The sequence below is a fragment of the Streptomyces sp. NPDC097619 genome (genome assembly GCF_040302735.1).
In the GTDB taxonomy this organism is placed as follows: Bacteria; Actinomycetota; Actinomycetes; order Streptomycetales; family Streptomycetaceae; genus Streptomyces.
In genome coordinates, this window is the sequence record NZ_JBEOSD010000002.1 from 1 (window position 1) to 14,158 (window position 14,158).

The 14,158-nt window shown below is 70.9% G+C and carries 11 protein-coding genes and 2 tRNA genes; 3 read left to right on the plus strand and 10 right to left on the minus strand.

Translation table 11 applies throughout. From position 1 onward, the window contains the following. Nucleotides 1-105: 105 nt before the first annotated feature. Nucleotides 106-2,727: a valine--tRNA ligase gene (locus ABTZ17_RS00660; protein WP_352193317.1), complete on the minus strand. Its 2,622-nt coding sequence runs from the start codon at nucleotides 2,725-2,727 to the stop codon at nucleotides 106-108. A gap of 130 nt (nucleotides 2,728-2,857) precedes the next feature. Here ABTZ17_RS00660 and ABTZ17_RS00665 point away from each other — a divergent pair, with 130 nt between their 5' ends. After that, entirely contained in the window at nucleotides 2,858-3,931 is a 1,074-nt protein-coding gene (locus tag ABTZ17_RS00665; protein ID WP_352193318.1) for a hypothetical protein, read from the plus strand. A gap of 73 nt (nucleotides 3,932-4,004) precedes the next feature. Here the strand turns inward: ABTZ17_RS00665 and clpX are convergent, their stop codons facing one another. The 5 genes from clpX to ABTZ17_RS00690 form a co-directional block, all read right to left on the minus strand. After that, nucleotides 4,005-5,291 carry an ATP-dependent Clp protease ATP-binding subunit ClpX gene (clpX, locus tag ABTZ17_RS00670; RefSeq protein WP_007264060.1) on the minus strand — a complete coding sequence of 429 codons (1,287 nt, stop codon included), beginning with the start codon at nucleotides 5,289-5,291 and terminating at the stop codon, nucleotides 4,005-4,007. Nucleotides 5,292-5,445: 154 nt separating this feature from the next. Next, nucleotides 5,446-6,114 carry an ATP-dependent Clp protease proteolytic subunit gene (locus ABTZ17_RS00675; protein ID WP_308072306.1) on the minus strand — a complete coding sequence of 223 codons (669 nt, stop codon included), beginning with the start codon at nucleotides 6,112-6,114 and terminating at the stop codon, nucleotides 5,446-5,448. A gap of 49 nt (nucleotides 6,115-6,163) precedes the next feature. After that, nucleotides 6,164-6,781, minus strand: coding sequence for an ATP-dependent Clp protease proteolytic subunit (locus ABTZ17_RS00680; RefSeq protein ID WP_352193319.1), 618 nt, complete (start codon nucleotides 6,779-6,781; stop codon nucleotides 6,164-6,166). A gap of 254 nt (nucleotides 6,782-7,035) precedes the next feature. Continuing rightward, nucleotides 7,036-8,424 carry a trigger factor gene (gene tig / locus ABTZ17_RS00685; RefSeq protein WP_352193320.1) on the minus strand — a complete coding sequence of 463 codons (1,389 nt, stop codon included), beginning with the start codon at nucleotides 8,422-8,424 and terminating at the stop codon, nucleotides 7,036-7,038. Between the two features lie 183 nt (nucleotides 8,425-8,607). Then, nucleotides 8,608-8,684: transfer RNA gene (locus ABTZ17_RS00690), tRNA-Pro, on the minus strand. A gap of 296 nt (nucleotides 8,685-8,980) precedes the next feature. On the opposite strand from ABTZ17_RS00690, the gene ABTZ17_RS00695 reads away from it, so the two are divergent. Next, nucleotides 8,981-9,054 (plus strand) — tRNA-Gly (locus tag ABTZ17_RS00695). A 95-nt stretch (nucleotides 9,055-9,149) separates the two neighbouring features. Here the strand turns inward: ABTZ17_RS00695 and ABTZ17_RS00700 are convergent. The 4 genes from ABTZ17_RS00700 to ABTZ17_RS00715 form a co-directional block, all read right to left on the minus strand. After that, a complete protein-coding gene (locus ABTZ17_RS00700) occupies nucleotides 9,150-9,344 on the minus strand; it encodes a hypothetical protein (protein WP_352193321.1) in 195 nt (64 codons plus the stop codon). Between the two features lie 183 nt (nucleotides 9,345-9,527). Beyond that, nucleotides 9,528-10,007, minus strand: a complete 480-nt coding sequence (locus tag ABTZ17_RS00705) for an HD domain-containing protein (protein ID WP_352193322.1) — start codon at nucleotides 10,005-10,007, stop codon at nucleotides 9,528-9,530. Then, entirely contained in the window at nucleotides 10,004-11,389 is a 1,386-nt protein-coding gene (locus tag ABTZ17_RS00710; protein ID WP_352193323.1) for a pyridoxal phosphate-dependent decarboxylase family protein, read from the minus strand. The genes ABTZ17_RS00705 and ABTZ17_RS00710 overlap by 4 nt, the downstream gene beginning before the upstream one ends. Before the next feature lie 247 nt (nucleotides 11,390-11,636). Beyond that, nucleotides 11,637-12,779: a SpoIIE family protein phosphatase gene (locus tag ABTZ17_RS00715; protein ID WP_352193324.1), complete on the minus strand. Its 1,143-nt coding sequence runs from the start codon at nucleotides 12,777-12,779 to the stop codon at nucleotides 11,637-11,639. A 117-nt stretch (nucleotides 12,780-12,896) separates the two neighbouring features. Here ABTZ17_RS00715 and ABTZ17_RS00720 point away from each other — a divergent pair, with 117 nt between their 5' ends. After that, nucleotides 12,897-14,129 carry a GNAT family N-acetyltransferase gene (locus ABTZ17_RS00720; protein ID WP_352193325.1) on the plus strand — a complete coding sequence of 411 codons (1,233 nt, stop codon included), beginning with the start codon at nucleotides 12,897-12,899 and terminating at the stop codon, nucleotides 14,127-14,129. The last annotated feature ends 29 nt before the right edge of the window (nucleotides 14,130-14,158 follow it).

The following is a 14,158-nucleotide window of genomic DNA, read 5'->3' on the forward strand; positions in this document are numbered from 1 at the left end:
GCCGCCCCCCGACCGCGGACCACCCCGGCGACCCCGGGTCCCCGCCGGCCCGGGACCGCCCCCCGCACCGATCGGTGCGGGGGCCGTTCCCGTGCGGGCCGGGGATCAGGCGGCGGGAAGGGAGTCCAGCTGCGCCTGGATCCGGGCGATGTCCGCCTCGGCCTTGGCAAGCCGGCCCTTGATCTTGTCCACGACGTTGTCGGGGGCCTTGGCCAGGAAGGCCTCGTTCCCGAGCTTCGCCTCGGCCTGCTGCTTCTCCTTCTCGGCCGCACCGAGGTCCTTGGCCAGGCGCTTGCGCTCGGCCTCGACGTCGATGGTGCCGGAGAGGTCCAGGGCCACCACGGCACCCGCGACCGGCAGGGTGGCGGTGGCGCTGAACGCCTCGCCCTCCGGCTGGAGGCGGAGCAGCTGCCGGATCGCGGCCTCGTGGGCCGCCAGCTCGGTGCCGCCCAGCTCCAGGCGGGCCGGGACCTTCTGGCCGTCCTGGAGGCCCTGCTCCTTGCGGAACCGGCGGACCTCGGTGACCACGGCCTTCACGGTCTCGATCTCGGCCTCGGCGGCCTCGTCACGGAAGCCGCTGTCCTTCGGCCAGTCCGCGATGACCAGCGACTCGCGCCCGGTCAGCGTGGTCCACAGGGTCTCCGTGACGAAGGGGACCACCGGGTGCAGCAGCCGCAGCATCACGTCGAGGACCTCACCGAGGACCCGACCGGAGACCCGCGCCTGCTCGCCGCCCGCGAAGAACGTGGTCTTCGACAGCTCGACGTACCAGCTGAAGACCTCGTCCCAGGCGAAGTGGTAGAGGGCGTCCGACAGCTTCGAGAACTGGTAGTCCTCGTAGAAGGCGTCGACCTCGGCCACCGTCTTGTTCAGCTTCGACAGGATCCAGCGGTCCGTCGCCGACAGCTGCTCCGCCGGGGGCAGCTCGCCCTCGATGGTCGCGCCGTTCATCAGCGCGAAGCGGGTGGCGTTCCAGATCTTGTTGGCGAAGTTCCGGCTGGCCTGGACCCAGTCCTCGCCGATCGGGACGTCGACGCCCGGGTTGGCGCCGCGGGCCAGCGTGAAGCGGACCGCGTCGGAGCCGTAGGTGTCCATCCAGTCCAGCGGGTTCACCGCGTTGCCGAAGGACTTCGACATCTTCTTGCCGAACTGGTCGCGGACCATGCCGTGCAGGGCGATGGTGTGGAACGGCGGGACGCCGTCCATCGCGTACAGGCCGAACATCATCATCCGGGCGACCCAGAAGAAGAGGATGTCGTAGCCGGTGACCAGCACGGAGTTCGGGTAGAACTTCGCGAGGCTCTCGGTCCGCTGCGGCCAGCCCAGCGTGGAGAAGGGCCACAGGCCGGAGGAGAACCAGGTGTCGAGGACGTCGGTGTCCTGGTGCCAGCCCTCGCCGGACGGCGGCTGCTCGTCCGGTCCGACGCAGACGATCTCGCCGTTCGGGCCGTACCAGACCGGGATGCGGTGGCCCCACCACAGCTGGCGCGAGATGCACCAGTCGTGGAGGTTGTCGACCCAGTCGAAGTACCGCTTCTCCATCTCCTGCGGGTGGATCTTGACCTTGCCCTCGCGGACCGCGTCACCGGCGGCCTTCGCGAGCGGGCCGACCTTGACCCACCACTGCATGGACAGCCGCGGCTCGATCGTGGTCTTGCAGCGGGAGCAGTGGCCCACGGAGTGGACGTACGGGCGCTTCTCCGCGACGATCCGGCCCTCGGCGCGCAGTGCGGCGACGATCGCGGAACGGGCCTCCAGGCGGTCCAGGCCCTGGAAGGGGCCGGGCGCGGTGATGATGGCGCGCTCGTCCATGACCGCGAGGTTCGGCAGGCCGTGGCGCTGGCCGATCTCGAAGTCGTTGGGGTCGTGCGCCGGGGTCACCTTGACGGCGCCGGTGCCGAACTCCGGGTCGACGTGGGTGTCCGCGACGACCGGGATGCTGCGGTCGGTCAGCGGCAGCTTGATCTCGCGGCCGACCAGGTGCTTGTACCGCTCGTCCTCGGGGTGGACGGCCACGGCGGTGTCGCCGAGCATCGTCTCGGCGCGGGTCGTCGCCACGACGAGCGAGTCCTCGCCCTCGCCGTAGCGGATGGAGACGAGCTCGCCGTCGTCGTCCTGGTACTCGACCTCGATGTCGGAGATCGCGGTCAGGCAGCGCGGACACCAGTTGATGATGCGCTCGGCGCGGTAGATCAGCTCGTCGTCGTAGAGCCGCTTGAAAATGGTCTGGACGGCCTCGGACAGGCCCTCGTCCATGGTGAAGCGCTCGCGGGACCAGTCCACGCCGTCGCCGAGCCGACGCATCTGGCCGGAGATCTGGCCGCCGGACTCGCCCTTCCACTGCCAAACCCGCTCGACGAACGCCTCGCGGCCCAGGTCGTGGCGGGACTTGCCCTCCTTGGCGAGCTCGCGCTCGACGACGTTCTGGGTGGCGATGCCCGCGTGGTCCATGCCGGGCTGCCACAGGGTCTCGTACCCCTGCATGCGCTTGCGGCGGGTCAGGGCGTCGATCAGGGTGTGCTCGAAGGCGTGGCCCAGGTGGAGCGAGCCGGTGACGTTCGGCGGCGGGATGACGATGGTGTACGCGGGCTTCTCGCTCTTGGCGTCGGCCTCGAAGTAACCGCGCTCTACCCAGCGCTCGTAGAGCTTCCCCTCTACCTCGGCCGGCGCGTAGGTCGTCGGCAGTTCGGAGTCGGGGCGGCTGGGTGTCTGCGTGTTCTCGGTCACGGCACACAGTTTAGGGGCGTAACGGTCCGGTACTGAAACCGGTAATCCGGGGCCCCGGCGGCTCCCTGGACGCGAGGCTTCCGTCAGGATGTCCGCTGACACCGAAGACTCCACAGGGGGACGCAGCGCGATGAGCCACAACCAGCCGGGGCCCTACGGCGGCCAGCAGCCCAACCCGTACGGCGGCGACTCCGGGCAGCCGAACCCCTACGGGCAGCCCGGCCCGCAGAATCCTTACGGCGGCCCCCCGCAGGGCCAGCCGAACCCGTACGGCCAGCAGCCGCAGGGCCAGCCGAACCCCTACGGCCAGCAGCCGCCGGCCCCGCCGTACAGCGGGCAGCCCGGCGGGCAGCAGCCCGGCTACGGGTACGGCTACCCGCAGCAGGCCCCGCAGGGCGTCCCGCAGCAGGGCTACGGCCAGCAGCAGCCCAACCCGTACGGCCAGCAGCCGCCGACCCCGCCCTACGGCGGCCCGGCGATGCCCCCGCCGCCCTCCGCCCCGGGCGGCAAGAAGAAGACCGGCCTGATCGTCGCCGCCTCGGTCGTCGCCCTCGCCGTGGTCGCTGGCGGCTCCTGGCTGCTCCTCGCGGACGGCGGCGCGGGCGGCTCCTCGGCGGTCTCGGACTCGACCAAGGGCTACAAGATCGTGCCCCCGGCTTCCGTGGGCGAGTACCAGAAGGGCAGCAACAGCTCCTCGAACTCCTTCACCTCGAAGGACAAGAAGGAAGCCGAGGCCATCGGGATCAAGAACCCCGAGAAGGCCGAGCAGGCCTACCAGTCCCCCGAGGCCAAGACCAATCCGCTGGCCGCCAAGATGGTCAACTTCAACGGGATCTACGGTGAGATCGCCGACCCCGCCAAGACCCTCGACGCCTCGTTCCAGCTGATGAAGACCAGCGCCTCCGAGGACAACAAGAAGAGCGACATCGATTTCGTCGGCGAGGCCGTCACCAAGAAGCCCGCGGGCTTCGACGGCGCCCTGATGAAGTGTCAGGAGGCCAACGTCGTCTCCAAGGACACCTCCAACCCCCTGGCGCCCAAGTCGTTCAAGATGTCGCTCTGCATCTGGACCGACTACAGCACCATGGGCATGGTCCTCCCCATGGACATCGCCGCCGCCATGACCCAGAAGAACGGCTTCACCCTCGACCAGGCCGCCGACCTGGCCGCGAAGCTCTACGGCACCGCCCGCGTGAAGAAGTAACCCGCCCCACGCCTCAGGAACGCCGGAAGGGGCGCCCCCGATCGGGGGCGCCCCTTCCGTGGGTGCGGGTGGGTCAGGCCGACTTCTCGTGGGGGCCCTGGTCCTTGGGGACGATGCGGGGCACGAGGGTCGGGTTGACGTTGGAGCGGACCACGTCGGCCGTGATGACCACGCGGGCCACGTCCTTGCGGGACGGCACCTCGTACATCACCGACATCAGGACCTCCTCCATGATGGCGCGCAGACCGCGCGCGCCGGTCTGGCGGAGGATGGCCTGGTCCGCGATGGCCTCCAGGGCCTCGCGCTCGAAGTCCAGCTCCACGCCGTCGAGTTCGAACAGCCGCTGGTACTGCTTCACCAGGGCGTTGCGCGGCTCGACGAGGATCTGGAGCAGGGCCTCGCGGTCCAGGTTGTGCACCGAGGTGATCACGGGGAGGCGGCCGATGAACTCGGGGATCATCCCGAACTTCACCAGGTCCTCCGGCATGACCTCCTGGAACTGGTCGCTGGCCTCGATCTCCCGCTTCGAGCGGATCGTGGCGCCGAAGCCGATGCCCTTGGCACCCGCCCGCGACTCGATGATCTTCTCCAGGCCCGCGAAGGCACCGCCCACGATGAACAGGACGTTCGTCGTGTCGATCTGGATGAACTCCTGGTGCGGGTGCTTGCGGCCGCCCTGCGGGGGCACCGAGGCGGTGGTCCCCTCCAGGATCTTCAGCAGGGCCTGCTGCACGCCCTCGCCGCTCACATCGCGCGTGATCGACGGGTTCTCGCTCTTGCGGGCGACCTTGTCGATCTCGTCGATGTAGATGATCCCGGTCTCGGCCTTCTTGACGTCGTAGTCGGCCGCCTGGATCAGCTTCAGGAGGATGTTCTCGACGTCCTCGCCGACATAGCCGGCCTCCGTCAGCGCCGTCGCGTCGGCGATGGCGAACGGGACGTTGAGCATCCGCGCCAGCGTCTGCGCCAGCAGGGTCTTGCCCGAGCCGGTGGGGCCGAGCAGCAGGATGTTGGACTTCGCGAGTTCGATCGCGTCGTCACGGCCCTGCGCGCCGCCGTTCTCGCCGGCCTGGACGCGCTTGTAGTGGTTGTACACAGCGACGGAGAGCGCCTTCTTCGCGGGCTCCTGCCCGACGACGTAGCTCTCCAGGAACTCGTAGATCTCGCGGGGTTTGGGGAGTTCTTCCCACCGCACCTCCGAGGTCTCCGCGAGCTCCTCTTCGATGATCTCGTTGCAGAGGTCGATGCACTCGTCGCAGATGTACACACCGGGGCCTGCGATGAGCTTCTTCACCTGCTTCTGGCTCTTTCCGCAGAACGAGCACTTGAGCAGGTCGCCGCCGTCACCGATGCGTGCCACGAGGTGCTTCCCCTTCGCCTGGGAGACGCCTGGTTCAGCGCTCTCCTGGTGCCTCATATCAGACGGTACCTTGCCGGGGGCCCACAACGGGGCCCCCTTGGCGTGGTTCACATCGTCCTTCGGGACGTGCGGCCACGCCAAGGGCCGGCAAGGATCAGACGTTGTTCATCTTCCGGGTGGAGATGATCTGGTCGATCAGGCCGTAGGCCAGCGCGTCCTCGGCCGTGAGGATCTTGTCGCGCTCGATGTCCTCGCGGATCTTCTCGATCGGGGTCGAGGAGTGCTTGGCCAGCATGGACTCCAGCTGGTCGCGCATGCGCAGGATCTCGTTGGCCGCGATCTCCAGGTCGGAGAGCTGCTCGCGACCGGTGCCGCCGGAGGGCTGGTGGATCAGCACGCGGGCGTTCGGCAGGGCCATCCGCTTGCCGGGGGTGCCCGCGGCCAGCAGGACCGCCGCGGCGGAGGCCGCCTGGCCCATGCAGACCGTCTGGATGTCCGGCTTCACGAACTGCATCGTGTCGTAGATGGCCGTCAGCGCGGTGAAGGAGCCACCGGGGCTGTTGATGTAGATGGAGATGTCGCGGTCCGGGTCCATCGACTCCAGGCACAGCAGCTGGGCCATGACGTCGTTGGCGGAGGCGTCGTCGATCTGCACGCCGAGAAAGATCACGCGCTCCTCGAAGAGCTTCGCGTACGGGTCGTACTCGCGCACGCCCTGCGAGGTGCGCTCGACGAACCGGGGCACGACGTAACGGTTGTCCACCTGCGCGCCGGTGTAGAGACCGCTCGCGGAGAGGTTGTTCTGCATGTGGGTGTTCACCATCCTGGGGGCGTTCTGCGGTGAGGGTCCGTGCACGGGTACCGGCCGGGGCTCAGGCCCCGGTGCCGCCGCCGCCCGGAACGAGGGACGCGGCCGAGATGATCTCGTCGATGAGGCCGTAGTCCTTGGCCTCCTCCGCCGTGAACCAGCGGTCGCGGTCGCCGTCGCGGATGATCGCCTCGACGGTCTGGCCCGAGTGGTGGGCGGTGATCTCGGCCATCCGCTGCTTGGTGCGCAGCAGGTACTGGGCCTGGATCTTGATGTCCGACGCGGTGCCGCCGATGCCGGCGGAGCCCTGGTGCATCAGGATGTCGGTGTTGGGCAGCGCGAAGCGCTTGCCCGGGGTGCCGCCGGTGAGCAGGAACTGGCCCATGGAGGCGGCCATGCCCATGCCGATGGTGACGACGTCGTTCGGGATGTACTGCATGGTGTCGTAGATCGCCATGCCGGCCGTCACCGAGCCACCGGGGCTGTTGATGTACAGGTAGATGTCCTTCTCCGGGTCCGCTGCCAGGAGGAGGAGCTGCGCGGTGATCTTGTTGGCGATGTCGTCGTCGACCTGCTGGCCGAGGAAGACGATGCGCTCGCCGAGCAGCCGGTTGTAGACATGGTCGCCGAGGCCGCCACCGATGGACGGCTCACCCGCGGCGTAAGGCTTCAGATTCGTCACGTATCCACCTGCTCGTCTCCGACGGCCGCATGCCGTCTCAGCGTCTTGTTCGGAGGGCAGTGCCCTCGTATTCATGGACCCTAACGCGCAGGTCGGACAACGCCATCCCGCTTCCCGAACTGTTCGCTGGGAGCGCAAGCTCCGCGGGGCCGCGGGGCGTTCCGCGCCGGGACGCGGAAGGGCCCGGACACGTGCGTGTCCGGGCCCTCCGCGGACCGGCCCCGAGGGACCGGTCCAGGGCGTGTGCCCGAGCCTTACTTGGCCTCGGCCTCGACGGCCTCGTCGGCGGCGGCCTCGACGGTCTCGGCGTCGGCCTCGGCGGCCTCGTCCTCGTCGTCGGAGAGGTCGATGACCTCACCCTTGGTGTCGACGACCTTGGCGGCCTCGACGACGACCGCGAGGGCCTTGCCGCGGGCGACCTCGCCGACCAGCATCGGGACCTGGCCGCCCTCGACGACGGCCTGGGCGAACTGGTCGGGGGACATGCCGGAGGACTGCGCGCGGCGCAGGAGGTGCTCGGTGAGCTCCTCCTGGTTGACGTTCAGCTTCTCCTTGTTGACCAGCGCGTCGAGGACGAACTGGGTCTTGATGCCCTTGACCGCCTGCTCGCTGGTCTCGGCCTCGAACTCCTCGACGGTCTTGCCCTGGAACTCCAGGTACTTCTCCAGCGAGAGGCCCATCTGGCCGAGCTGGTGGTGCTCCAGGTTGTGCTTGCGGGTGTTGATCTCGTCCTCGAGGAGCTTCTCGGGGATCGGGACCTCGACCAGCTCCAGCAGCTTCTCCAGGACGCGCTCCTGCGCCTGGGTGGCCTGGTCGAACTGCTTCATGTTCTCGAGGCGCTTGCGGCTGTCGGCCTTCAGCTCGTCGAGGGTGTCGAACTCGCTCGCCAGCTGGGCGAACTCGTCGTCCAGGGCGGGCAGCTCGCGCGCCGCGACCTTGGAGACCTTGACCGTGACCTCGGCGTCCTTGCCCTCGGCGGAGCCGCCCTTGAGCTGCGAGGTGAAGGTGGCCTCGCCGCCGGCCGCGAGGCCCTTGACGGCCTCGTCGATGCCGTCGAGGAGCTCACCGGAGCCGATGGTGTAGGAGACGTCGGAGGCGACGCCGTCGGCGAGCACCTCGCCGTCGACCTTGGCCTCCAGGTCGATGGTGACGACGTCGCCGTCCTCCGCGGCGCGCTCGACCTCGTTGGTGGAGGCGAAGCGGCCGCGCAGCTGCTCGACGGACTTCTCGATGTCCTCGTCGGTGACCTCGACCGCGTCGACCTCGACCTCGATGCCGGAGTAGTCCGGGATCTCGATCTCGGGGCGGACGTCGACCTCGGCGGTGAAGTTCAGCGTCTCGCCGTCCTTCAGCTCCGTGATGTCGACCTCGGGCTGACCCAGGACGTTCAGCTCGTTCTCGTTGACCGCGGCGGTGTAGAACTTCGGGAGGGCGTCGTTGACGGCCTCCTCCAGCACCGCACCGCGGCCGAAGCGCTGGTCGATGACCCGGGCCGGGATCTTGCCCTTGCGGAAGCCCTTGACCGTGACCTGCTGGTTGATCTTCTTGTACGCCGCGTCGAGGCTGTCCTTGAGCTCCTCGAAGGGCACCTCGACAGTGAGCCGAACCCGGGTCGGGTTCAGGGTCTCCACGGCGCTCTTCACGGTTCGGTCTCCTTGTGGCTGACTTCTGGGGTTCTGCCGACCTCACTGGATGTTCAGCGGTTCGGCGGATCGGGCCCGGCACATCAGACACACGGGCACGCAGCTTGCATAGTAACCGCAAGCGGTCGGCCGCCCACAACGCGATCTTCGGGCGGCAGGCGTCCGCCCGTGGGGGAACTGAGCTGGTCGGGGTGGCCGGATTCGAACCGACGACCTTCCGCTCCCAAAGCGGACGCGCTACCAAGCTGCGCCACACCCCGTCGGTGCGACACGTAGGGTACATGCCCACGCGCTGTGGGTCGCGCGGGTTCCGGCCCGGCCGCGATCCGCGCCGGCCGCGGGGCCGATCGCGGTGGTGGTGACGGCGCGGGGGCGGCGGCCGGACGGCGCCGCGACGACGTCGGGACGGCGGTCTGACGGCACCTGGACAAAAGGAGTGTGCGTTCCCGCGCGGGGACCCGCTAGGATGCTGTCCGTACCGCGCTCCCGAGAGCTCCCGACGGTCCGTCCGAAGGGGCGTTCCGGTGGATGAGTCCAGGGAATCGCAGTGCACCGTGCGGGCGTAGCTCAATGGTAGAGCCCTAGTCTTCCAAACTAGCTACGCGGGTTCGATTCCCGTCGCCCGCTCCAGCCGGAAGAGCCGGCCCCCACCACGGGGGCCGGCTCTTCTGCTCTCCGGGCCCGGTCGGGCCTGTTCGCGCCTGTCCCGGCCTGTCCGAACGCGGTCAGGGGCTGATGCTCGCGATGGTCTTGTTCACCGACTGCAGGAACTCGTTGACCTCGGGCCCGATGGAGCTGGAGGCGAGGAAGAAGCCGAAGAGCACGGCGACGATGGCGGGACCGGCCTTCATGTGGCCGCCGCGCATCAGGATCACCAGGATCACGGCCAACAGAACCACCACGGACAGCGAAATGGCCACTACTGATCACACCCTAGGTCGTCCCTGCCGGGCCTCCGGCCGGCCCGGGGCGTACGGCCGCGCACACCCCCACATGGACCATCGTGCCACCAACTGGCCGGTCCTATCCGTCCCCTGAGGAACCGAATGGAACGGTTCCGGGGCAACGGCGGCCGCGGGTGCGGCCGGTGGGGCCCCGGGCCGTCAGCGGGCGGGGAGCCCCAGCAGGGTCCGGACCAGCGCGTACTTGGCGATGAGCCGCTCCCGGACGGGGGCGTCCAGGTCGGCGAGGCGGGCCGGATCGGTGTTGTGCGCGAGGTCGGACTCCTTCACGAGCAGCGCGCCCGGCACCGACAGGATCCGGCCCGTGTACTCCTCCAGGGACTCGCCGGGCCGCTTGGTGAGGGCGAGGACCATGTCCTTCACCGAGTCCGGGAGGGCGGCCGCATCCAGCCACTCGCGGCTGAGGGCGTCGTCCTCCACGGCGTCGTGCAGCCAGGCCGCGGCGATCTGCTCGGGGCTGCCGCCGCGGGCCCGGACCCCTTCGGCCACGGCCCGCAGGTGGTTCTCGTACGGCAGGCCCGACTTGTCGGTCTGCCCGGCGTGCGCCGCGCACGCCAGGGACTCGACCTCGGCCAGGCTCAGGTGGGGGGCGGGGAGCCCGCGGGAGGGGGTGCCGGTCATCGCGCTGCCTTTCGGAGGGCCTCGGCGACGCGCTCCGCGTCGGCCGTCGTGGTCCGCCAGTTGGAGAACGCCGCCCGCAGCGCGGCGGTTCCCCGGAAGTGGGTGGGCGTGAGGAACACCTCCGTCGAGACGGCTTCGCGGAGGGCCGTCAGCCGCTCCGCCGTGGGCTCGCCGGCGAGGGTGAAGCAGACGACGTTCAGGCCGACCGGGGCGAGGAGTCGGAAGGCCGGGTCCGCCGCCAGCCGGGCGCCCAGGGTGCGGGCCCCGAGGACGTTCCGCTCCACGATCTCGCGGTGCCCGGCGCGGCCGTACGCGGCGAGGGTGAACCAGGCGGCCAGCGCCCGCAGCCGGTGCGAGTTCTCCGGGGTGAGGTGGACCAGGTCGGGTTCGGGGCCGAGCGGGCCGAGGTAGGCGGCGGCGTTCCGGAAGACCCGGGCCTGGAGGTCGCGGCGGCGGGTGAACTGGACGGCGCTGTCGTAGGGCACGTTCAGCCACTTGTGTAGGTCCACGCAGACCGAGTCGGCCGCGCCGAGGCCCGCGGTGAGGTGCGCGGTCCCCGGGGAGAGCGCCGCGAAGGCGCCGAACGCGGCGTCGGTGTGCAGCCAGGCCCCGTGCCGGTCGCGGAGCGCGGCGAGGGCGGTCAGGTCGTCGAAGTCGACGGTGTTCACGGTGCCCGCGTTGGCCACGATCACGGCGGGGCCGGAGTGCTCGGACAGGGCCCGGTCGAGCGCTTCCGGATCGACGGCCTCGCGGCCGGGCAGGGTGGGTACGACCACCAGGCTGCGACGGCCGAGGCCGAGCACCGACAGGGCCTTGGCCACGGAGGAGTGCGCGGCCCCGGAGAAGACGCGTACGGGCCCCAGCGCGGCGGCGCCGTCCTCGGCGGGCGAGACCCCGAGGCGTTCGCCGAGCCACTCGCGGGCCACGGCGAGGCCGGCGAGGTTCGACATCGTGGCCCCGCTGACGAAGGTGCCGGCGTGCTCGGCGGGCAGGCCGAAGAGCTCGCGGAGCCAGCCGACGGTCTCGGCTTCGAGGTCCTGACCGGCCGGGTCCAGGGCGGAGTTGGAGTTCTGGTCGTGGGCGGCCGTGAGCCAGTCCCCCGCGAGGGCGGCGGGGGTGGCGCCACCGGTGACGAAGCCGAGGTAGCGGGGGCCGGCGGAAGCGGAGAGGCGGGGCTCCCAACGGCTCGCGAAGGCCGCCAGGGCGGCGGCCGTGCCCGCGCCGTCCTCCGGGAGGGGCAGGGGCGCGGGGCGCGGGGTCCGGGCGGCGGCGGGGAGGACCGGGAGGTCGGGGAGGGCGGTGAGGGTGCCGACGGCGTGGCGACGGACCTCTTCCAGGAGGTGGGGGAGGTCGGCCAGGTCCGCGGCGAGGTGGGGGTGCATGCGGGCGAGGCTAGTGCTGTCCGGCGGGGCGGGGACGGGCCAATCCGGGCCCGGTGGCCCGGATCCGGCGGTCCGCCGCGCGGGCTGGGTTCGGGCCCTGTCCGCACTCGGGCGCGGCCCACCGTCGCCTCGAACGCCGGCGGGGCTGGAGTTGGTTCCCGTCCGCTTTCCTGCGCGGCTCACGGATGCGCTCAAACGCCGCGCGGGCTGGATTCCGGCCCTGTCCGCACTCGGGGCGGCGCTCCCGTCAGGGGGCTCGGCGGATGAGGAGGAGGGCTCGGTCGTCGTTGACGTCCTTGGCGACCTTTTCGATCAGGTGCCAGGTCGCTCCCTCGAAGCCGGAGCCCACGTACCGGTCCGCCTCCCCGGTCAGTCGGTCGATGCCCTCGCTGATGTCGCGGTCGGCGGTCTCGACGAGGCCGTCCGTGAAGAGCATGAGGACGTCGCCGCGCCGCAGGTTCCCGCGGGCCGGCTCGAACTCGGCGCCGTCGTAGACGCCGAGCAGCGGGCCCTCGCCGGACTTCTCCTGCCAGCGTCCGGTGCCCGCGGAGAGCTGGACCGCGGGGAGGTGGCCGGCGGAGAGGAGTTCGTAGTCGCCGGTGTGGAGGTCGAGGACGAGGTGGACGGAGGTGGCGAAGCCCTCGTCCCAGTCCTGGCGGAGCAGGTAGCCGTTGGCGGCGGGCAGGAAGTCGTGGGGCGGGAGGGAGCCGAGGAGGCCGCCGAAGGCGCCGGAGAGGAGGAGGGCGCGGGAGCCGGCGTCCATGCCCTTGCCGGAGACGTCGGTGAGGACGACTTCGAGGGTGCGGCCGCCGTTGGTGCGGGCGGCGACGACGAAGTCGCCGGAGAAGGACTGGCCGCCGGCGGGCCGCAGGGCCATCTCGCGGTGCCAGCCGCGCGGCAGGGCGGGGAGCTTGCTCTGCACGCGGATGCGTTCGCGGAGGTCGAAGAGCATGGTGCCGCCGCGCCGCCAGGGGACGCCGACCCGGCTGCGGAACTGGGCGATGAGCAGGCCGAAGAAGCCGCAGGCGGCGACGACGAGCACGGTGCCCGGGGTGACGCGGCCGGGGCCCTGGGTGTACGGGCCGAGGACCACGGACTCGACGATGAGGGCGGTGGCGGCGGCCGCGTACAGGGCCAGGAGGCTCGCGGGGCGCAGCAGCAGGCCGCCCGCGATCACGGGGAGGACGAGGGCGGAGGGGGCGAACCAGACGGGCATCACGATGGTGCCCGCGGCGATGGCGGGGACCGTCATGAGGAGTCCGGCGAGGGCCACCCAGTCGGAGGCGTCGCCGCGGAAGTAGTCCACGGCGGACTTGCGCAGGGCGGTGCGGACCCGGTGCGCCGTCTTGCGCGATCGGGCCGTCAGGGGTTCCACACGTGCTCGGGCCATTGCATCGGGACCCTATCCATCCCGCCTGTGAACGTGCAGGGGTACCCCCTGACCAGTTGTCCGGAGGCGATCGAAATTGGCTCGACCGGGCGGGAATGCCCTGCTAGGCATGGACTTATGGCGAATGAGATGCGCGTATTGCGGCCCGAGGAGTGGGATGTCTGGTACGGCCAGTTGGAGCTGGCGTTCGGAGGTGTGCCGGAGAGCCCCGAGGAGCGCGCGCTCTACCGGTCGCTGACGGAGCCGGAGCGGTCCCTGGGGGTCTGGGACGGGGAGACCTGTGTCGGGACGGCCGGGGCCTTCTCGTTCCGGATGACGGTGCCGGGCGGGGCGCTGGTGCCGATGGCCGGGGTCACGATGGTCGGGGTGAGTCCGACGCACCGCCGTCAGGGGGTGCTGACCTCGATGATGCGGCGGCAGCTGGACGACGTCCGGGCGGCCGGGGAGCCGGTGGCGGTGCTGACGGCCTCGGAGCCGGAGATCTACGGGCGGTTCGGGTACGGGACGGCGGCGTACGCGCTGTCCGTGGACGTGGACACCACGCGGGTGAGGTTGCAGGTGCCGCCGGCCGCGGCGGAGCTGCGGATGCGGTTGGTGGACCCGGAGGCGGCGCTGGCGGCCTGCGAGAAGGTGTACGCGGCCCTGGTGCCGGGGCGCCCGGGGATGACGGCGCGGCAGCCCGGTTGGGAACGGCAGGCGCTGCTGGATCCGGAGTCGCAGCGGGAGGGTGCCTCGCCGTTGAAGTGCGTGGTGGCGGAGCGCCCGGACGGGGAGGTGGCGGGGTACGCGCGCTACCGCGTGAAGCCCACGTGGCAGTTGGCGGGTTCGGACGGGTCGGTGGAGGTGCAGGACCTGGACGCGCTGGACCCGGCGGCGTACGCGGCGTTGTGGAAGTACCTGTTCGAGATCGATCTGACCTGGTCGGTGCGGGCGTACCGGCGGCCGGTGGACGATCCGCTGCTGCACCTGGTGACGGATGTGCGCCGGTCGCGGGCCCTGTCCCGGGATTCGTTGCACGCGCGGCTGGTGGAGGTGGGGGCGGCGCTGGAGGCGCGGACGTACGGCACCCCGGTGGACGTGGTCCTGGAGGTCGAGGACGCGTTCTGTCCGTGGAACGCGGGCCGGTGGCGGCTGTCGGGGGACGCGAAGGGCGCGGTGTGCGCGCGTACGGAGGACCCGGCGGACCTGGCGCTGTCGGTGAAGGAGCTGGGCTCGGCCTATCTGGGCGGGGTCACGCTGGCCTCGTTGGCGGGGGCCGGTCGGGTGAGGGAGCTGCGGCGGGGCGCGTTGGCGGAGGCCTCGCGGGCCTTCGCCGGTGACGTGGCGCCCTGGCTGCCGCACGGGTTCTGAGCGGGCGGGCGTCCCGGGGCGGGGTTCCG